The sequence below is a fragment of the Glutamicibacter sp. genome (assembly GCF_050701915.1).
Lineage (GTDB): Bacteria > Actinomycetota > Actinomycetes > Actinomycetales > Micrococcaceae > Glutamicibacter.
Window position 1 is genome coordinate 1 of the sequence record NZ_JBOGEG010000052.1, and the last position, 19381, is coordinate 19381.

Genomic DNA, 19381 nt, shown 5'->3' on the forward strand with positions numbered 1-19381 from the left:
CGGCAGGAATTCCTGCCGGGCCGCCTGCCCATTTTGGCGCCCAAAGCTTGGCCGCTGCGGCTTCGCAAGGCAACCCGGTTGATCCGCGGACACTTCGTCCCGTCGTTTTGCCCGGAGCCCCTTTCCCCGAAGGCCACGGAGACTTGCTGGGGGTCCTGAACTCCCTCACCGCTGGCCCTGCCATCATCGACAATGACGTCAATTGGTCGGCATTGGCCGAACAGCGTACCGGGGTGGGCCGTGGTGTCGATGAAATGCTGCTGGTCTACTTGGGCCCGGGCATTGGTGCCGGAGTGGTCATGTCCGGGCAGGTGCAGCGTGGCTTCCGCGTCGCGGGACACAATGCGGCCGCTTTCATGCACCCACGGCGCAAGCGGGTAAACTCGCCCACGGATCCCTCGCCGTTGAAGGACATGATCATGCAGCTTGCCCCGGAGAATCGCAAAGCAGGCCTGCCTGCATGAGGCTATCCATTCTTGACCAGGTCCCGCTCACCGAGCATGCTCCCACCGTGGCCCAGGCCTTGTCCAGCGGCCTGCAATTAGCGCAGGATGCGGATGCGCTGGGCTACCACCGCATCTGGTTTGCCGAGCACCACCACTCGAAATCCTTCGCCAGCGCCGCCCCTGAAATGATGACTGCGCTGGCCCTGGAGCGCACCAAAACCATTCGCGTGGGCACCGGTGCCATCTTGCTGCCGTACTACCAGGCGCAGAAGGTCACCGAAGCCATGGGCCTGCTGGCCGCCGTGCACCCGGACCGGGTGGACATCGGCGTGGGCCGCGCTGCGCTCTCGGACCCGCACTATGCGCAGAAAATTGCCGCCTTGGTCCATGATTTGGATGCGGTCCACGAGCCCTCGGATACCGAACCGGCAGGCCGCGTCTGGGTACTGGGCGCCGGCGGATCCACCGCGCCCTTGCCCGGAACGCTCGGTGCCGGCTATGTCCATGGCCATTTCCTGCGCCCAACCGGTGGCGAGCCTGCCACTCGCGCCTATCGCGAGGCCGCGGCCAACGCCGGGCATGCCGCCCACACCGTGCTGGCCGTTCGCTTTGCCACCGCGGAAACCGAAGAGAAGGCGCAGGCCTTGGCCAACGCGCTATTGCTCTGGCGCGTGCGCAAGGACCTCGGTCACGATGGACCGATCCCCTCGACGGCAACTGCGGCGAGCCACCCATGGAGCACGCAGGAACGCGCCCGTGCCAAGGAGCGCAGCCAGGCGCTGATCGTGGGCACCCCGGACAAGGTCCGCGACCAGCTGCTGACCTTGGCCGAGGAACACGGCGCCGATGAGCTGATGCTCAATACGTTGGTCTGCGACCCTGCAGACCGGTTGGATACCTATCGTCTGCTCGCCGAGAGCTTCAACGCCTGAGTTCGGCTTTTCCACGCCTCCTCAGCCCGGTGGTGCGGCGTGGCCCTAGGCCATTGGGCCCCAGTTGCTGGGCATCGGGCACAACGCACTTTCTGGAATCAGCTGCGGAAGCGGGCGAAGACCTTGTACATGAAGTCGCTGCCCTGGTGCAGCGCCTCGACGTAGATCCGCTCGTTATTGCCGTGCATCCCGGGATGCCGCGTTCCCGCCAGGGTGCAACGGATATCCCTGCTTCGTCCAGGGCCCTGAACAGCGGACTCTGCGAATAGGCCGGCTCGGTGGCCCGGACATCGTCAAGTGCCGCCAGCGCTTCTGCCTCGCCGCTTCACTCCGGAACGGACAGCTCCATCTGCCCCTCGCGTTCGGCCATAAATTCTATTACCTGTTCCACGACGCCAAACGGCAACTGGCTGTGTTGCTATCGATTGAGCACGAAGGTGTTCAAATCATCCAGCGTTTGCTGCATGTGGTTGTCCATGGCCTGTCGGGCTTGGGAGCTGTCGTGCCGCTGAAGCGCAACGAGGATCTGCTCGTGCTCGGCGATGGCATGCTGCTGGATCTGCGCGAAGGCGCTGGTCTCGCGCCTCCGGGAGGAGAGCACCCGGCCCAGCGGCTCGTAGAGCGCCGAAACGAAAACATTTCCCGAGGCCCGCAGGATCACGTCATGGAACTCCAGGTCTGCTTCGACAAAGCCGTCCAAATCCGCGGCCGCGTGTGCGGCGCGCATGGCTTCGAGCAGTTCGCCCATTGCTGCCAACTGCTCCTCGGTAATCCGCGAGGCGGCCAGCTCGCAGGCGCCGGTCTCCAGCATGCGGCGCAACTCGATCAGCTGCACGGCGGCCGCGGCCGCCCCCACGCCAGCGGTCGTGGCGCGCACTACCGCCTCCAGCGAGTTCCACATGTTGATCGGATTCACATAGGTCCCGCGGCCTCGTTCGACGCGGATGATGTTCTGCGCCGCGAGCGTCTTGATCGCTTCGCGCACCGTCATCCGGCTGACTTCCAGGGTCTCGCAGAGTTCCAGCTCGCCAGGAATCAACTCGTCAACCGACAGTTCACCGCTGACTATGCGGTCCAAGACGCTGTCGGCGACCTCTACAACCAATGACTTCCGGGCCACGCTTCCTCCATCCCCGGGACAATTCATCCCGCCAAAGACCTGTCCAGTCTATGTCCCGCAGGCAGTTGCGGCAGACCACGATCCGTGTAAAACTAATCCTCATGACAGATGTCTGACATCTTACCTATGATGCGGATACGTTGCCCAATGACAAAGGAGTCCTTGACCATGCTTGAGTCCGAGTTGCTCGCCGGATACCTCCCGGAGCGCGAGATCGCGCCCGGGAAAATCGCCGAAGCCGCGCGCTCCACCGGCAGCGTGCTGGTGGTCCTGGATGACGACCCGACCGGAACCCAGTCGGTCAGCAACCTGCCGGTGCTCACCAGCTGGGAAGTCGAGGACTTCCGCTGGGCCTTCGCCCTGCAGCTGGATGGCGAACGCCCGCTGGCCGTCTACGTGCTGACCAACACCCGCTCCCTGGACGCCGCCGACGCCGCGCAGCGCAATGAGCAGGTGGCCCGGGCCGCCTTGCAGGCAGCAGCTGAATCCGGCCTCTCGGTGTCCTTTGTCAGCCGCAGCGACTCCACCCTGCGCGGGCATTTCCCGCTGGAAACCGACACCTTGGCCGCCACCGCGGCGGCAGTGGATCCGGCTTCTTCGGTGGATGCGGTGCTGATGGTTCCCGCTTTCGGCGAAGCCGGGCGGATCACCGTGGCCGGCGAGCACTACATGCGCACCGCCGATGGCCAGGTCACCAAGGTCAGCGAGACAGAATTCGCCAAAGACGCCACCTTCGGATTCAGCACCAGCTACCTTCCGGACTACGTCGCCGAGAAGACCGCCGGGCGCATCGCGGCCAAGGACGTGATGGTCCTGGACTTGGACACCATCCGCTCCGGCGCATCCTCCATCGCCGGCCGCCTGTCCCAGGCCGCCAATGCGCAGGTGGCCACCGCGGATATCGTCACGGAAAACGACCTGCTGGCCTTGTCCGAGGGCCTGCAGCAGGCCGAAGCGGCCGGAACCCGTGTCCTGTGCCGCGTGGGCCCGCCGTTCGTGCGTGCCCGCATCGGGCAACAGCAGCGCCAGCCGCTCACCACCAAGGAGATCTACGCGGACAACGGCGCCGAGCAGCGCACCGCCGGCGGGCTGATCGTGGTGGGCTCCCATGTGGGCGTGACCACCCGCCAGCTGGCCGACCTGACCAGCCGGCACTCGAATGCCACGGTGATCGAGCTGGACGTCCCGGCAATCCTCGCCGAGGGGTCCGAGGCCTACCTCGAGGGCAAGGCCGCTCAGATCAGCGCCGCCCTGGCCACCCAGGATGTCATCGTGCACACCTCGCGCAAGCTGGTGAAAACCGACGACGCGGCGCAGTCCCTGGAGATCGCCCGCACCGTGAGCGCTGCGGTGGTTTCGGTCGTCAACCAGATCCTGCACGCTACTCCCCCGCGCTTCGTGATCGCCAAGGGCGGGATCACCTCCTCGGATGTCGCCGCCCACGGCCTGGAAATCCGCCATGCCATCGTGCGCGGGCCGATGCTCCCGGGCATCGTCTCGCTCTGGGAATCGGTGGACGGACCTGCCGCGGGCATCCCCTACATCGTCTTCGCCGGCAACGTGGGCGACGACAGCTCGCTGACCGCCGTCACCGCCAAGCTGAGCGCCACTTTCTAATCATCTTTACAATTTCTTGGAGATTTCAATGAGCACCACCAAAGTTGCAGCCCTCGGCCTGGGCGCCATGGGCCTGCCCATGGCAACCCGCCTGGCCACCAAGCTGGAGGTCAACGGATTCGACATCTCGGCCGAACGCATGGCGCTGGCCAACCAGTCGGGCATCATTACCTTCGATTCCGCCCGCGAAGCGGTCACCGGCGCGGATGCGCTGCTGCTGGCAGTGCGCAACGGCGAGCAGCTGGACGCCGTGCTCTTCGGCGAGCAGGGCGTGGCCGCGCAGCTGAAAACCGGCGCGGTGGTCATCCTGACCTCCACCGTTGGCCTGGAAGCAGTGCCCGCCACCGCCAAGCGCCTGGCCGAACTGGGCCTGGGCCTGGTGGACGCGCCGCTTTCCGGAGGCCCGGTGCGCGCCGGCGAAGGCGACCTGCTGATCGTGGTCGGCGCCGAGCCGGCGCAGCTGGAGAAGGTCCGCCCGGTGCTTGAGCTGCTGGCTTCCACCCTGAGCATCGTGGGCGACAAGCCCGGCGATGGCCAGGCGCTGAAGACCGTGAACCAGCTGCTGTGCGGCGTGCACATCGCCGCCGCTGCGGAGGCCCTGGCCCTGGCGGACAAGCTCGGCCTGGACCAGGCCACCACCCTGGAAGCGCTGCAGGCCGGCGCCGCGAACTCCTTCATGCTAGGAAACCGCGGCCCGCGCATGCTCGAAGCCTACTCCGAGGACGGCGCCGAAGTGCTCTCGCGCCTGGACATCTTCGTCAAGGACATGGGCATCGTGACCTCCGCGGCCCGCTCCCTGCACCTGTCCACCCCGGTGGCCTCGGCGGCCGAACAGCTCTACCTGCTGGGTGAAGCCCACGAGCTGGCCGCGGCCGACGATTCGGCAGTCATCAAGGTCGTGGCCCCGAAGGCCGCCCAGTAAAGTCATCAGCGCGCGGATTCAACACCCGCGCACCGCGTCAAAGGAGACGACACAACCCATGAGCCCGCTAATGCTGCTACTGATTGCAGTGGCCGGAGTGGCCTTGCTGCTGCTCTGCGTCATCAAGTTCAAGATGCCCGCCTTCATCGTCCTGCTGCTGGTCAGCATGCTCGTGGCCCTGGCCGCGGGCATCCCGATCCAGGAGGTGGCCGGCCTGGTCACCGCGGGCATGGGCGGCACGCTGGGCAGCGTCGCCGTGCTGGTGGGCCTGGGCGCCATGCTCGGCAAGGTCATCGAGATCTCCGGCGGAGCCCAGGTGCTCTCCACCCGCTTCACCGCGCTCTTCGGCCCCCGCCGGGTGATCGCCGCACTGACCACCGCGGCCTTCCTGCTGGCCATTCCGGTGTTCTTCGACGTGGGCTTCATCGTTCTGGTGCCGATCATCTACGGCTTCGCCAAGGCCCTGGGCCTCTCGCCGGTGAAGATCGGCCTGCCGGTCGGGGCGATCATGCTGGCCATCCACGTGGTGGTTCCGCCGCATCCGGGTGTCGTCGGCGGCGCCGAGATCCTCGGCGCCGACATCGGCTGGGCCACCATCATGGGCCTGGCGTTCTGCGCCCCGCTGGGCGTCTTGAGCTACTTCGTGGCCAAGCGGATCAACCGCCGCGAGATCCCGATGCTTCCCGAAACCGCCGAGCAGTTCGAATCCTTCGGCGCTTCCGGAACCGGTACCACCTTGGCCAAAACCAAGGCCCCGACCTCGTCCATGGTCATTTCCATGATCCTGCTGCCGATCGTGATGATCATGCTCGGCACCGTGGGCGGCTCCCTGGTGGCCGCGGAATCAACCGCTGCGAATATCCTGGGCTTTGTCGGATCCCCTGCTGTCGCGCTGCTGGTTACCGTGCTGGTGGCCTACTACCTGCTGGGCGTGCGCAGCGGCTGGTCCAGCGAGCAGACCGGCAAGGTCATGGATTCGGCCCTGGCCCCGGCGGCCATCGTGATCCTGGTGACCGGCGCCGGCGGGGTGTTCGGCAAGGTGCTCACCGAATCGGGCATCGGCACCGTGCTGGCCCAGTCGCTGTCCTCGGCCGGACTGCCGATCATCGTGATGGCCTTCATCCTGGCCGCCATCCTGCGCGCCTCGCAGGGTTCTGCCACGGTCGCGATCATCACCACCACCGGCTTGCTGGCCGCCGCTGTGGAAGCCGGCGGTTATTCCACCGTGCAGACCGCGCTGATCCTGGCCGCTGTGGGCTTCGGCGCCTTCGGACTGAGCCACGTGAACGACTCGGGTTTCTGGATTGTCACCCGCTTCCTGGGCCTGTCCGTGGCCGAGGGCCTGCGCACCTGGACCGTGCTGACCACGGTACTGGGCGTGGCCGGCTTCGCGCTCACCGCCATCACCTACGCCATTATCACCGCTGCAGGAGTGTAATAATCCCGATGCTCACCCCCATGAACCAGATGGTCTCCCAGGCCATTGCCGCAGGGCACGCCGTCCCCGCCTTCACCTGCTACGACTTCACCACCGCGCTGGCCGTGGTCGCCGAGGCCGAAGCCCAGGGCCGCGCGGTCATCCTGAATGTCGCGCCGAAGGCCGCCGGGTCCACCGCGGGCCTGCGGCTGATCTCGGCCCTGCGCACCCTGGGCGAGCAGGCCGCCGTGCCGGTGGCTATCCAGCTGGACCATGCCAGCGACGCGCAGCTGATCGCCCGCGCCGTGCTGGCCGGCGCCACCGCGGTGCTGGCCGACGGCTCGGCCGGGACGCTGGAGGAGAATATAGCCTTCGTCCAGCAGGTGCGTTCGCTGATCGGCCCTGAGGTGGTGCTGGAAGCCGAGCTCGGAGCCCTGCCCGGCAACGAGGACAAGGCCTTCGAGCAGAGCGCCTCCCAGCTGACCGATCCGGCGCAGGTGGCCCGGTTCGTCCAGGACAGCGGAGCGCAGCTGCTGGCCGTCGCCATCGGCAATGTCCACGGCCGGTACAAGGGCGAACCGAAGATCCACTGGGATGTGCTTGAAGCCATCCATGCCGAATCCACAGTGCCGCTGGTGCTGCACGGTGCTTCGGGCATCGCGCCTGCGGACCTCTCGCGTTCCATTTCCTTCGGGGTGGGCAAGGTCAATTTGAACACCGAGCTGCGCACCGGGACCCTGGCCGCGCTGGCCGGGCAGCTGGACGCCCGTCGAGCCGATGGGCAGAACATCCTGGGCCTGCTCGGTGACTGGGAGCGCGCGGTCACCGAGGTCGCTTCGGCGACGTTCGCCGCGCTGCGCGCCAAATAGCTTGCTGCCTTCGAAGGCCGCGGTACAGGGACTTTCCGGTTCCGGCACCGCGGCCTTCGGTCTATCCGGTGGCGGCGGTGCCGGCACGGTCCAGCGAATGCTGGTGGGTGCGCAGCTGGAGCAGCGCGGCATCCAGCAGCGGGGCGGCGACGCCCAGCTGCTGCGCCCGGGCGGCCAGATCCCCGATGATGTGCTCGGCCTCGACAGGAGTGCCGTGGCCCAGGTCGCGGTAGAGCGAGGAGGTGAATGAGCTGCCCGGTTCGGTCAGCAGCCCGATGGACTGCTCATGCCCTGCCTCGCTGACGGGGTAGCCGGCCGCGGACGCGATCCGTTCGCATTCGCCGATGGCTTCTAGGATCTTCGGCTCTCCCCCGGCGGCGAGGATCTCGCCGATATTCCCGCGGAACAGGCAGGTGATCACCCCGGCCGCGGCGATGAATGCCCACTTCTCCCAGAGCCGGGCGAGAACATCGTCGAGCACTCCAAGCTCGATGCCGCCCACATCAAGAGCCTCGATGATCGGCTCGGGGACCTCCTGCCCGTGCAGCCCGCCGAGACCCAGCTGGCACAGGCCGGTCAGCTGCTGGACGACTTCCTGCTCATCCACTGTGGCTACGATCTTCACGATGCCGCCGAGCACCCTCCCGCCGAAGGCTTGCTCCAGGGCGTCGATATGGGCCATGCCGTTGAGCAGCGGCAGGATGCGGGTGTGGGTTCCCATCGCGCCGGCCAGTTCCGGGATCAGCGAAGCCAGCGCCGGGGCCTTGACCGCCACGATCACCAGGTCGAAGGGTTCTTCATCCGCAAGAGCGGTGACTGCTCGAACCGGCCAGGTGCCTTGCGCATCCGGAGCGTTGAAGCGCAGTCCATGGTCGGCAAGCTGGGCCCGGCGGCGTTCGCGCACCAGAAAGGTCACGTCCCTTCCGGCTGCCAGCAGGCGTGCTCCCAGCGCGCCGCCGGTCGCACCGGCACCGGCAATCAGAATGCGGGTCATTTGCTCTCCCTTTCCAGCGGGCAGCCGATGAGCGCCCTGTCGATTTCGTGGTTTACCGGTGCCATCAGGCGTTCGGATCAGCCAGCCCCAGCACCGCGGCAGCTAGCAGCCCGAGGGCAATTGCCACCAAGGATACCCCGCCGGCCAGGGTCACGATGCGGCCAGCGGATGGCGATCGATGCACTCCGGAGAACCGGATGACCGTGATGGCCCCGGCCCACCACAGACCGGCCCCGAGGATCACCGTTGCGCAAAGCAGCGCAGTCCGGACTGAGGCGCCCTCGGCTTGCCCGATGAACTGCGGCAGGATGGCAGCGAAGAACAGCAGTGCTTTGGGGTTCGTTGCATTGGTGAGCAGCCCGCGGGCGTAGCCGCTCCGGGCCTGTGGGGTCTGGGCCGGCACGGTGCTGTCCGCCCGGGGCAATCCTGCGCGCAGCATGCTGGCCCCCATCCACAGCAGCACCACGGCACCCAGAATCTGGGCGGCGGCCATGGCCCCTGGCGCCGAAATCAGCAGCGCGGTCAACCCGGCCACCGCCAGCAGCGCATGCAGCATCAGCCCGGTGACCACTCCTGCCGCCGTGGACACGCCTTGCTGGACCGAGCGCGTGGCCGCCTGCACCACCAGGGCCAGGTCGGGGCCGGGCACTGCCAACGCCACCAATAGCGCCAGGGCAAATGCCGCCCATGATTCGATCCCCATGCCATCCCTCCAGCCTCAACTGCGATTCCAGATTCAGACTAGGGGTCGAATTCGCTAGAATCAGTCCATGAGTGGCTCAGAAATGAAATCAGTCAATTCTCCCGAATTGGATTCGGTAGATTGGGCAATACTGGAATTACTGCAGGTGGATGCCACCATGCCGAACAAGGAGATCGCGACCAAGGTGGGGGTCGCGCCCAGCACCTGCCTGGAGCGGATTCGGCGCATGCGCCGCAATGGCACCATCGTGGCTACCCGCGCCCATGTGCTGCCTAGCCTGCTGGGCAAGGGCGAGCAGGCGTTCTTGGGAATCCAGATTCGTCCGCACGCCCGCGACACTGCCAACGACTTCGTGCAGAAGGCCCTGGCTTTGCCCGAAACCCTGGCGCTGTACAACGTCAGCGGCAGCGAGGACTATCTGGTCCATGTCGCGGTGGCCAACAGCACCGAGCTCCAGACCCTGATCATCGACAAGCTGCTGGCATTGCCCCAGGTGGCGCACTGCCGCACCCAGCTGATCTTCGGCGAACCGTGGGTGGCATCGCTGCGCCACCGCTAGCGGCAGCGCGTCCGCTCAGTACGGATTCCCGACCGACAGCACTTTCAAACCCTCGGCCACCACCCGCCCGTCGTGGATGACCGTGCGATCGGTGCCCCGGTCCATCACGGTGGAGGAAATGCTCTCGCCATCCACCAGTACCAGATCGGCCCGGTCCCCTACTGCCACCCCAGGGCGGTCGGCCACCGAAGCCAACCGCGGCACCGTGCGGTCCATGATCGAGGCACCGCCCATGGTGGCCACGGCCAGCGCGTGCTCGATCAGCTCGTCCTGGCGGAACCCGTTCACGAACGCCAGCTGCCAGGTCCGGTCCAGCAGGTCGCAGTTCCCGTAGGGGCTCCAGTAGTCGCGCTGGCCGTCCTCGCCCAGGCCGAAACGCACGCCGGCTTCGGCCAGCTGCACCAGCGGCAGATGGGTGGAGGTGCTCGGCGCTACGGAAGTCATCGAGATGTCCAGCTCGGCGAAGGTTTCGATCAGCCGGCGGCTGGTAGCCTCGTTGACGCTGCCCAGCTCGTAGGCATGGGACAGGTTGACCCTGCCTTCCATGCCCAGCGCCCGGGTGCGTTCGGCAATCAGCTCTGCCGAGAAGACGGCGAGCGCGCCGGGTTCGTGCAGGTGCACGTCGATATCCACCTGGTATTTATCGGCCAGGCCGAAGACCGTATCGAGGTGGCGGACCGGGTCTCGATCCAGTGCGCAGGGGTCGATGCCACCCATGGCATCGGCGCCGGCCTTCAGCGCATCCTCCAAATACTTCTCGGTGCCCGGTTCGCGCAGGATCCCGGCCTGCGGGAAGACCATGATCTGCACCTCGGCCTCGTCGGCGAACTTCTCTTTCGCGGCCACCACGGCCTCGTACTTCTCCAGCTTGGTATCCACATCCACCTGGGCGAAGGAGCGCACCCGCGTGGTGCCGCGGGCGATCATCCGTTCCAGGGTTCCGGCCACGCGCTCGGGCAGCGGGATCTCCGCATCCCGCCAGTGCTCGCGGTCGTTGCTCATCATCCCCCATACCCCGGGACGACCGGTGTGCTCGCGGAAGGGCAGGCCGATGCGCGTGGAATCCAGGTGCACATGCACGTCGGAGAAGGAGGGGATCAGGATGCGCCCGCGGCCATCGACATCGGTGTCCTCCAAGACGCGCTGCGGGTCGTGGGCGGTGATCGACGCGATCTTGCCGTTTTCAATCAGGATGTCGCTGGGCGAACCGCCCCAGGGGCGGGCATTGCGGATGAGCATGAAATAACAATCCTTTGCCCGCGTATCGAGTTCTCGTACGAGAGTACAGCACTGCCTGGCCTCCGAAGAGGCCAGGCAGTGCCGTGCAGGTCTGGAATTAGCGCGCTTGCGGCTGAGATTCCGCCCTAGCGAGAAGACTGCTTGCGAGTGAAGGCCGAGATTCCGGTGATATCGCGCCCCACGATCAAGGCCTGCATGGAATCGGTGCCTTCGTAGGTCGACACCACTTCCATGTCGGTCAGGTGGCGGGCCACGTGGTTTTCCAGCAGCATTCCGTTGCCGGCCATCATGTCGCGCGCCTCGCGGCACATGGCCAACGCCTTGCGCGAGGTGGTCATCTTGATCAACGAGGCCATCGGTGCGGTCAGCTCGTCCCGTTCCTGCAGCTGCGCCATCCTGGTGCACATCAGCTGCATGCTGGTCAGGTCCGAGAGCATAGTGGCCAGCTTTTCCTGCACCAGCTGATAGCTGGCGATCGGCGCGCCGAATTGCTCGCGCTGCAGTGCATAGAGGCCGGCATTCCTGAGGATGCGTATATCAACCTGCTGGCATCCTCGAAGGACATCGACGCGCTGATCGCCTCCAGGCATGTTCAGGGGGTCTCGCTGACCGGCTCGGAGAATGCCGGGGCCGCGGTGGCGGCCCAGGCAGGCAAGCACCTGAAGAAGGTCGTGCTGGAGCTGGGCGGTTCGGACCCGCTTCTGGTGCTCGATAACGGCAACTTGCCGTTGAGCGTAAAGGCCGCGGTCACCGGCCGCTTCGCCAACGCCGGCCAGGCCTGCATCTCATCCAAGCGATTAATCGTGCTGGATGAGGCATATGACGAATTCGCCGATTCCCTCGCCCAGGCGGTCTCCGGCATTGCCTGCGGCGACCCGATGGATCCGAAGACCTTCCTCGGCCCGCTGTATTCGGCGGCGGCAAAGGAGGAAATCCTTGACATTGTCGATGATGCGTTGGCGCAGGGTGCGCAGCTGCTGGTGGGCTCGGCAACCGAACGCACCGGGGATGCTTTCATGGAGCCCATGGTCTTGACCGGAGTCACACCGCAGATGCGCGCATTCCACGAGGAGATCTTTGGGCCGGTCGCGGTGCTGCTCCGCGCGCAGGACACCGATCACGCAGTTGACCTGGCAAATGACAGTCCCTACGGGCTGGGCGCCACGGTCTTCAGCACGGACCTCGATCAGGCACATGCTGTGGCCGATCAGTTGGAAGCCGGCATGGTGGTCATCAACGGCATGGCCGGCAGCCAGCCGGACTTGCCCTTCGGCGGGACCAAGCGCTCTGGCTTCGGCCGCGAGCTGGGGGCCGCGGGAATCATGGAGTTCGCGAACAAGAAACTGATCCGCACCCCGGCGTAGGCCCGGTGCAGGGAGCGGCCGGGTATCGCGGCGGCCGCTCCGGGCTGGCTGCCAGCCAGCGGGAACTACGCTCCGGCCAGCCGGTACAGCGTCAGGGCCAGGTGCAGGGACGTGCGCGTGTCAGCATTTTCCATGTCCAGCCCGAAGCCTTCCTGCAGCCGCCGGATGCGGGCATAGATGCTCGGCCTGCTCAAATGGATCATCCGCGACAGCTCGGCAATGTTCCCGGTGGATTCCAGGTAGGCCTCCACGAATTCCAGCAGTTCCGGTTCCTGCGCCAGCTGCCCGAGCTGGTCCTGCACGAAGGCCGCTCCTTCCGGGGCGGCCACCAGCGACTGGAGGATCCAGCGGAATCCCAGATCATGCGCGCGATAGTACCGCGGCTGGCGCGTCGCCGTGCTGAGTGCCCCGCGGGCCACCCGATAGGCATCCTGGAGGCCCTCCACCGAGGCCTGTTTCAAGGTGCCGCAGCTGTCGGCAACGCCCATGCTCCACCGAGACGGGCCGCATTCGGCCGCGACCAGCTGGTAGGCCTTGCGCAGCACTGCCTCGGCCTGGCCGCTGCCCGGCACGAAGAACATCATGCCGATGGCATCGGACTCCTGGTCTGCGCCGCGGCGCACGATCACCGGCACGGGCAGCTTGCTGAAGGCCCCTCGCAGCCTGCGGACCAGCGAGGCAGGATCGCTGCCGCCGGCCGGGCCCTCAGGGATACACAGGACCGCGGGGACCAGCTCGGAATAGCCGTCGACGCCGAACAGTCGCAAGCGCAGCGCGGCGACCTTTTCCGTCAGGTTCTGGTTGGATCGCATTTCCCCGATGACATCCGCCAGCAATTCCTGGCGCAGTAGTTGCAACTGCTCGGGATTTCCTGCCAGCTTGCCTCCTAGGATGCGCGAGAGCTGGTCCAGGACCACTGCGAAGCCCGCGGGCTCGCGCCGCAACGGGCAGAGAAGGCGGCCCGCCCTCCGGCCATCGACGAAGACCGGATTCTGCACCCACTGCTCCCCGGCCAGTTCGAAGCCTCCGGCTTCCGGGCCCCTGGCCCGCCGGGAGAGCTCGGAGTACTGGTACATCTGCTCGATGCCCAGCCCGCGCTGGAAGAGCACCACGGACAGCTCGTCCTCCAGGACCAACGGCGTGTTCAGCAATTCTGCCGCAGTCAGCAGCAGATCGACGGCCGAGAGCTGTTCGGCCACCGGGGAAGAAAGGAATTCGGCCACCGCCACAGGACCGGTGGCCGCCGAGGCAGAACGCGAGCTCTCGTTGTAGGCCCCGATGATCTCGATGAACCGCGCCCGATCGTCCAGCAGGATGACCGGGAAGTCCATCGGGGCCGCCGCCGCGCGCAATGCCGACTTGGCCACCGTGTCATCGGATAGGAAGGAAAAGACCACCCCGCAGGCTCCGGATCGACGCAAATCCGCGAGAAATGAGCTGGAGTGCTCCACGGAATCAGTCAGGGCCAGGCCCGAGCACAGGATCAGTTCCCCGCCCTCGATGAGCCCTGCCAGATCTGCGGATTCGGCAATGTGGATGCCCCGCACGGGATCGTCCAGCCGGGGTCCTCCGCTGAGGATGTGCGGACGGGATCGATGCAGGATCGGGCTGTGCAGGAGTCGACGAATCGTCAGTGGCATTTACAGAGTGTAACACCGCTTTCTGGCAAGCAATTACAGTTCAGGTGTTGTCCACATCACGCGACAGGCAGACCATTGAACTACACCAACAACAACGGAATACATCACGTCATGCACGGGTTTACCCAAGCCGTGGAAGGCGCAGCCGCTGACTGCGCCGGACGGGGATGCCGACCTGCCGGACCGCTGCACCGCAGCCACGGTCCCTGCGAGAACAACGAAACATCACAGAGTAGTGGTCATCATGCAAGTTGCAAGTTCACACAATGCCACGGCGGGCGAACGGGAGTTCCTTGCCGAGCGAGACACCGTATGCGAAGAGTTCGCCACGCACGAAGGGCAGCGCCGAAAAGGCCAGTTGAGCCGCGTCGAATACCTCATTGTCGGATTGCTGGTGGTAGCCACCTTCGTGATCACCCTCGTCGTCCAATAGCCATCCGTCCGGGAATTCCACGCCCGGGCCCACTTGAAAACGAGTTCACATGGACTACACCACTGAAGCCGAACGAGGCAGGGCGCCGCTGCCGTCAAGCAAGCGCCTCTGGGGATTCTGGGAGTACACCTGGGCCAACGCCGCACTGGCGATTGCCACCTGGGGCTTCCTGATCGGCGGATCACTGGCCCTGGTGATCGACGTCAGGCACGGCCTGCTGGCCATTGTCCTGGGCAACGTGCTTGGCGTGCTGCTCGTCGGCCTGGCGGTTTCCGTCAGCGCCGGCAAGTACGGCACCGAGCAGTACACCTTCATGCGCAGCGTCTTCGGCCACAACGGCAGCCGATTGATCTATGTCGTGGCCATGATCCTGCTGACCGTGGGCTGGCTCGTGGTGCTGGGCATCATGTTCGGCCGGTCCATCGACTCGGCCGTGTCGGTGCTGGCCGACCGGGCCCCGGAGCCCAACGGCTGGCACATCTACCTGATCACCCTGGTCGCGATCGCCATCACTGCGGTGATCGTGGCCAAGGGCCCCACATCCATCAAGGTCTTCAACACCATCGTCGCCCCGGCGCTGTTCCTGGTCATGGGCCTGATGGTCTACATCTTCCTGCGGGATTCCAGCGTCGCGGAGATCCTCTCCCTGCCGGCACTGGACCAGCCCTTCGACTCCAGCGCCGTCAACTTCATGATCGCCGTGGAGATCAACATCGCAGCGGGATTCTCCTGGTGGCCCTATCTGGGCAACCTCTCGCGCATCACCAAGACCGAACGCGTCGCCTTCTGGCCGAATCTGATCGGCATCGGGGCTGCCGCCTCGCTAGGCGAAGCGGTGGGCCTGGTCGGCGCCATCAAGTTCGGCAGCGCGGACCCCACCCAGTGGATGTCCCACGCCGGCGGCATCTGGCTCAGCGCCATCGTGCTGCTCTTCGTCGCCTTCGCCAATGTCACCAGCATGGCCAACATCCTATACACGGCGGTGGTGGGACTACGGCAGATGTTCGGCTCGCTGCTCAAGAAGGCGAGCTGGGAATGGCTGGTCTTCGGCTTCTGCCTGGTCCCCGCGGTGGTGCTGTTCGTGCTGCCCGGGCTCTACGACGGCTTCATGGTCTTCCTGGTCTGGACCGCCGCGCTCTACAGCGCGCTGACCGGAATCATGATCGTGGACTACTTCATCCTGCGCCGCACCCGGGTGGCGCTGCACGACCTGTTCGTGGAAGGCCGGGCCTCGCGCTACTACTTCACCGGCGGGTTCAACCTCGCCTCCATGGCCGCCATGGTTATCGGGTGCGCGGTGTTCACGTTCACCTTCAACCCGCTGACCTTCGAGCACACCGGCTACTTCCGCTACACCACCGCCTCGCTGCTGGCCGCCGTCGCCGCCGGGCTCTTGTACTGGGTGGCCTCCCGCCTGTTCATCCTGCCCCGCGGGCTGGGCGGCTACTCCCCCATCTGTTCAACAACACCAGTCGCCAAATAGGAGCTGAACCACCATGACCAATACCATGCTTGCCGCCTACTACACCGAGGACGACGCTCCGCTGGAGCTTCGCCAGGCAGCCATCCCCGCACCTGGAAAGGGCGAAGTGCTGCTGAAGATGGAGAGCTGCGGCGTCTGCCATACCGATGTGCACTTCTGGAAGGGCGAGGACGAGCTTCCCCGCGAGAAGCCGGCGATCCTGGGCCATGAGGGCGTGGGCACCGTCGCCGCCCAGGGCGAGGGCGTCGACCTGCCCTTGGGCACCCGGGTCGGCGTCGGGTTCGTCTACGAGGCCTGCGGCACCTGCCGCGAATGCCGCCGCGGACTGGAAACCTACTGCCAGAACTCCAAGGCCACCGGCGTCCACGTGGACGGCTGCTTTTCCGAATACGTGATCGCCCCGGCCGATTGGGTATCGCTGATCCCCGAGGAGCTGTCCTCCGCCGAAGCCGCACCCCTGCTGTGCGCCGGGGTCACCGCCTACAGCGCGGTCCGCAAGGCCCAGCTGGAGCCGGGCTCCGTCGTGGTGGTCTTCGGCCTGGGCGGCCTGGGCCAGTACGCCATCCAGTGCGCGGCCCTGTACGGCGCCAAGGTGATCGGCATCGACCTGGATCCGGCCAAGCTGGAAACCGCCAAGGAACTGGGCGCCTACGCGGCCTACACCCCGGGCGACGGTGCCGTAGAAGCGATCCAGGCCCTGGGCGGGGCCGATGCCTGCCTGAGCTTCGCCCCGGCCCCGCAGGTCTTCCGCAGCATGTTCGAATTGGCCGCCCCCACCGCCCGGTTCATCCAGGTGGCACTGCCCAACAAGCCTTTCAGCTTCGCCGCGGCGGAGATCATTGACCTGGGCATCACCATCATCGGCAGCGCCGACGGCACCCGCCTGGAACGCGACCGGGTCCTCGCCCTGGCCAAGGAAGGCAAGATCAAGTCCACCATCAAGACCCTCCCCTTCGCGGACATCAACGACGCCTTCCAGGCACTGGACCAGGGCAAGGCCGAAGGCCGCCTGGTCGTCAACTACTAGAACGCACCCAAGCACGAACCCAATGGAGCACACCATGACTTCGCCAACAAATACCCAACCCGTCGTGAAGACCTTCGAGAACCCGCAGGCCTACCTGGCGGCCTATAACGTCCCGGCCGGGGTACGGGAATTCCTGGCCCGCCAGCATGAGTTGTTCATCGACAACGACTGGAAGCCGGCGTCCGACGGCTCCACCGTTCCGGTGATCGAGCCGGCCACCGGCCAGCAGGTCTCCGCGCTGGCCAGCGCCACCATCGAGGATCTGGAAGAAGCCGTCGCCGCCGCCCGCCGCGCCTTCGAGTCCGGTCAATGGGCCACCCAGACCCCGCTGGCCCGCGAACGCATGCTGCACCGCCTGGCCGACCTGATTGAAGAGAACTTCCAGGAATTGGCAACCCTGGAGTCCATCGACGTGGGCAAGCCGCTGTCCGAAGCAGAGATGGACATCAAGGGCACCCTGGACACCTTCCGCTACTTCGCCGGCTGGGCCACCAAGATCTCCGGACGCAGCGGCGAGCCGGCAGGTTTGGAGGGCAACTACGTGGCCTACACCCGAAAGGAGCCCGTGGGCGTGATCGGCGTGATCGTGCCGTGGAACTTCCCGCTGCAGACCCTGGCCTGGAAGCTCGGTGCGGCGCTGGCCGTGGGTTGCACCACCGTGGTCAAGCCGCCAGAGGTCACCTCGCTGACCACCCTGCGCTTCGCCGAGCTGGCGAAGGAAGCGGGCATCCCCGCCGGCGTGATCAACATCCTCACCGGCAAGGGCTCCACCGTGGGCGCCGCCCTGGCCGCCCACAAGGGCATCGACAAGGTCACCTTCACCGGTTCCACCAGGACCGGCATGTCGGTGGGCCACGCGGCCCTGGAGAACATGACCCGCATGACCCTGGAGCTGGGCGGCAAGTCCGCGGTGCTCGTCTTCGAGGATTGCGATCTGGACAAGGCCGTCGAGGAAGTCGCCTTCGGCATCTTCTTCAATGCCGGCCAGATCTGCGACGCCGGCTCCCGCCTGTACGTGCAGGACTCGATCTACGACGAGTTCATGGGCAAGCTCGTGGAGAACGCCAAGTCCTGGAAGCTGGGCGTGGGCCTGGATCCTGAAACCACCATCGGTCCGCTGGTCTCGCAGGCCCAGTGCCGTTCGGTGACCTCCATGATCAAGGCAGGCGTCGAGGAAGGAGCCAACCTGCTGTGCGGCGGCCCGATCGACGACGGGGAAACCAATTTCGTGGCTCCGGCGATCTTTGGCGACTGCACCAACCAGATGACCGTGGTGCGCGAGGAGATCTTCGGCCCGGTCCTGGTGGCCCAGCGCTTCTCCACCCAGGAGGAAGCGCTGGCCCTGGCCAACGACAGCGAATACGGCCTGGCCGCGACCATCTACTCGCAGTCGCTGAACCGCGTCCACCAGCTGTCCAAGCAGCTGAAGGCGGGCTCCGTCTACGTCAACGCGCAGAGCTCCATCGACCCGGCCATGCCGTTCGGCGGCTACAAGAAGTCCGGCTTCGGCCGCGACCTGGGCGCCGAACAGCTCGATGACGTCACCGAAACCAAAACCGTGTGGATCACCCTCCCCTGAGCTGCACAACGAACTAAAAGGAGAACCATCATGGTTGATTTCGCCCCTGTCGGCCCGGTGGCCGCCACCGAGGTCCCGCGCTATGCGGGGTTGGGAACCTTCGCCCGGCTGCCGCAGCTCGGCTCAGTGCCGGACTACGATGTCGCCATCGTCGGAGTGCCCTTCGACGGCGGCACCTCGTTCCGCCCCGGCGCCCGCTTCGGCCCGTCCAATGTACGCGAGGCCTCGCGCCTGCTGCGCCCGGGATTCCACCCCGAGCTGCAGACCACCGCGGTGGAAACCGCGCAGTTCGTGGATGCCGGTGACCTGTCCTGCACCCCGTACGACAATGCGCTGGCCGTGCAGCAGATCCAGGAGCAGGCGACCCGCTTGGTCGCCAAGGACAAGACAGTCATCGCCATCGGCGGCGACCATACCATCGCCCTGCCGATGATCCGTGCGACCTCGGCGGTGCATGGCCCGGTGGCCCTGCTGCACTTCGACGCGCACCTGGATACCTGGGATACCTACTTCGGCGAGGAGGTTACGCACGGCACGATGTTCCGCCGGGCCTTCGAGGAAGGGCTGCTGGTCGAGGACCGCTCCATGCACGTGGGGATCCGCGGCCCGGTCTACGACAAGGACGACTTCATCCGGGATCACGAATTCGGGTTCCAGATCCTGCGGTGCTCGGACATCGACACCCTGGGCATCCCGGCGGTCGTGCAGCGCATCAAGGATCGCATCGGCGATACCCCTGTGTACCTGTCCATCGACATCGACGTGCTGGATCCTGCCTTCGCCCCGGGCACCGGCACCCCGGAGATGGGCGGCCTGCATTCGCGTGAGATCCTGCAGACCCTGCGCGGGCTGAGAGGGCTGAACATCGTCGGCGCCGACGTGGTGGAAGTGGCTCCTGCCTATGACCATGCCGATATCACCTCGCTGGCCGCAGCCACGTTGGTCTTCGAGATGATGTCGCTGCTGACCGCGAACAAGTAACGGGCAGCAATATGCTGGCAGCCGCCTGCTCACCGAACTATCCGGTGAGCAGGCGG

19 protein-coding genes are annotated in these 19381 nt (G+C 66.0%); 13 read left to right on the forward strand and 6 right to left on the reverse strand.

Going from position 1 to position 19381, the window contains the following annotated elements; translation table 11 throughout:
* Both ACRDT3_RS18095 and ACRDT3_RS18100 read left to right on the forward strand, forming a co-directional pair.
* The coding region (locus tag ACRDT3_RS18095; RefSeq protein WP_431494315.1) for an ROK family protein at nucleotides 1-464 on the forward strand (464 nt) is incomplete at its 5' end.
* Nucleotides 461-1378: an LLM class flavin-dependent oxidoreductase gene (locus tag ACRDT3_RS18100; protein ID WP_431494316.1), complete on the forward strand. Its 918-nt coding sequence runs from the start codon at nucleotides 461-463 to the stop codon at nucleotides 1376-1378. The genes ACRDT3_RS18095 and ACRDT3_RS18100, both read left to right, overlap by 4 nt.
* Before the next feature lie 418 nt (nucleotides 1379-1796).
* Here ACRDT3_RS18100 and ACRDT3_RS18105 read toward each other — a convergent pair whose 3' ends face one another.
* Nucleotides 1797-2498 (reverse strand): FadR/GntR family transcriptional regulator, encoded by a 702-nt coding sequence (locus tag ACRDT3_RS18105; RefSeq protein ID WP_431494317.1) that lies wholly within the window; start codon nucleotides 2496-2498, stop codon nucleotides 1797-1799.
* A gap of 168 nt (nucleotides 2499-2666) precedes the next feature.
* On the opposite strand from ACRDT3_RS18105, the gene ACRDT3_RS18110 reads away from it, so the two are divergent.
* Genes ACRDT3_RS18110 through ACRDT3_RS18125 form a run of 4 tightly spaced genes read left to right on the forward strand, consistent with a single transcriptional unit; the run spans nucleotide 2667 to nucleotide 7323 of the window.
* Entirely contained in the window at nucleotides 2667-4115 is a 1449-nt protein-coding gene (locus ACRDT3_RS18110) for a four-carbon acid sugar kinase family protein (protein ID WP_431494318.1), read from the forward strand.
* Between the two features lie 28 nt (nucleotides 4116-4143).
* A complete protein-coding gene (locus tag ACRDT3_RS18115) occupies nucleotides 4144-5037 on the forward strand; it encodes an NAD(P)-dependent oxidoreductase (RefSeq protein ID WP_431494319.1) in 894 nt (297 codons plus the stop codon).
* Between the two features lie 58 nt (nucleotides 5038-5095).
* A complete protein-coding gene (locus ACRDT3_RS18120; protein ID WP_431494320.1) occupies nucleotides 5096-6475 on the forward strand; it encodes a GntP family transporter in 1380 nt (459 codons plus the stop codon).
* Nucleotides 6476-6483: 8 nt separating this feature from the next.
* Nucleotides 6484-7323, forward strand: a complete 840-nt coding sequence (locus ACRDT3_RS18125; RefSeq protein ID WP_431494321.1) for a class II fructose-bisphosphate aldolase — start codon at nucleotides 6484-6486, stop codon at nucleotides 7321-7323.
* A gap of 61 nt (nucleotides 7324-7384) precedes the next feature.
* On the opposite strand, the gene ACRDT3_RS18130 is transcribed toward ACRDT3_RS18125, so the two are convergent.
* On the reverse strand, nucleotides 7385-8317 hold the full coding sequence (locus tag ACRDT3_RS18130) for a ketopantoate reductase family protein (RefSeq protein WP_431494322.1): 933 nt from the start codon (nucleotides 8315-8317) through the stop codon (nucleotides 7385-7387).
* 64 nt (nucleotides 8318-8381) lie between these two features.
* Entirely contained in the window at nucleotides 8382-9020 is a 639-nt protein-coding gene (locus tag ACRDT3_RS18135; RefSeq protein ID WP_431494323.1) for a LysE family translocator, read from the reverse strand.
* Between the two features lie 67 nt (nucleotides 9021-9087).
* On the opposite strand from ACRDT3_RS18135, the gene ACRDT3_RS18140 reads away from it, so the two are divergent.
* On the forward strand, nucleotides 9088-9579 hold the full coding sequence (locus ACRDT3_RS18140) for an Lrp/AsnC family transcriptional regulator (RefSeq protein ID WP_431494324.1): 492 nt from the start codon (nucleotides 9088-9090) through the stop codon (nucleotides 9577-9579).
* Between the two features lie 15 nt (nucleotides 9580-9594).
* Here ACRDT3_RS18140 and ACRDT3_RS18145 read toward each other — a convergent pair whose 3' ends face one another.
* On the reverse strand, nucleotides 9595-10818 hold the full coding sequence (locus ACRDT3_RS18145) for an amidohydrolase family protein (RefSeq protein ID WP_431494325.1): 1224 nt from the start codon (nucleotides 10816-10818) through the stop codon (nucleotides 9595-9597).
* A 125-nt stretch (nucleotides 10819-10943) separates the two neighbouring features.
* Nucleotides 10944-11408 carry an acyl-CoA dehydrogenase family protein gene (locus tag ACRDT3_RS18150; protein WP_431494326.1) on the reverse strand — a complete coding sequence of 155 codons (465 nt, stop codon included), beginning with the start codon at nucleotides 11406-11408 and terminating at the stop codon, nucleotides 10944-10946.
* Between ACRDT3_RS18150 and ACRDT3_RS18155 the strand changes: the two genes are divergently transcribed.
* Complete coding sequence (locus ACRDT3_RS18155; RefSeq protein ID WP_400341620.1) at nucleotides 11307-12182, forward strand: aldehyde dehydrogenase family protein; 876 nt, start codon at nucleotides 11307-11309, stop codon at nucleotides 12180-12182. The two genes, ACRDT3_RS18150 and ACRDT3_RS18155, sit on opposite strands and share 102 nt — an antisense overlap.
* 65 nt (nucleotides 12183-12247) lie before the next feature.
* Here ACRDT3_RS18155 and ACRDT3_RS18160 read toward each other — a convergent pair whose 3' ends face one another.
* Nucleotides 12248-13822: a PucR family transcriptional regulator gene (locus ACRDT3_RS18160; protein ID WP_431494327.1), complete on the reverse strand. Its 1575-nt coding sequence runs from the start codon at nucleotides 13820-13822 to the stop codon at nucleotides 12248-12250.
* A 244-nt stretch (nucleotides 13823-14066) separates the two neighbouring features.
* Between ACRDT3_RS18160 and ACRDT3_RS18165 the strand changes: the two genes are divergently transcribed.
* From ACRDT3_RS18165 to speB, 5 genes are read left to right on the forward strand one after another with little or no spacing between them, the layout of a single operon-like run.
* Nucleotides 14067-14255, forward strand: coding sequence for a hypothetical protein (locus ACRDT3_RS18165; protein WP_431494328.1), 189 nt, complete (start codon nucleotides 14067-14069; stop codon nucleotides 14253-14255).
* Nucleotides 14256-14304: 49 nt separating this feature from the next.
* Nucleotides 14305-15738: a purine-cytosine permease family protein gene (locus ACRDT3_RS18170; RefSeq protein ID WP_400341624.1), complete on the forward strand. Its 1434-nt coding sequence runs from the start codon at nucleotides 14305-14307 to the stop codon at nucleotides 15736-15738.
* A 13-nt stretch (nucleotides 15739-15751) separates the two neighbouring features.
* Entirely contained in the window at nucleotides 15752-16765 is a 1014-nt protein-coding gene (locus ACRDT3_RS18175) for an alcohol dehydrogenase catalytic domain-containing protein (RefSeq protein WP_400341626.1), read from the forward strand.
* Nucleotides 16766-16799: 34 nt separating this feature from the next.
* Complete coding sequence (locus ACRDT3_RS18180; RefSeq protein WP_431494329.1) at nucleotides 16800-18344, forward strand: aldehyde dehydrogenase family protein; 1545 nt, start codon at nucleotides 16800-16802, stop codon at nucleotides 18342-18344.
* 30 nt (nucleotides 18345-18374) lie between these two features.
* Nucleotides 18375-19325 (forward strand): agmatinase, encoded by a 951-nt coding sequence (gene speB / locus ACRDT3_RS18185; protein WP_400341630.1) that lies wholly within the window; start codon nucleotides 18375-18377, stop codon nucleotides 19323-19325.
* Nucleotides 19326-19381 lie beyond the last annotated feature (56 nt).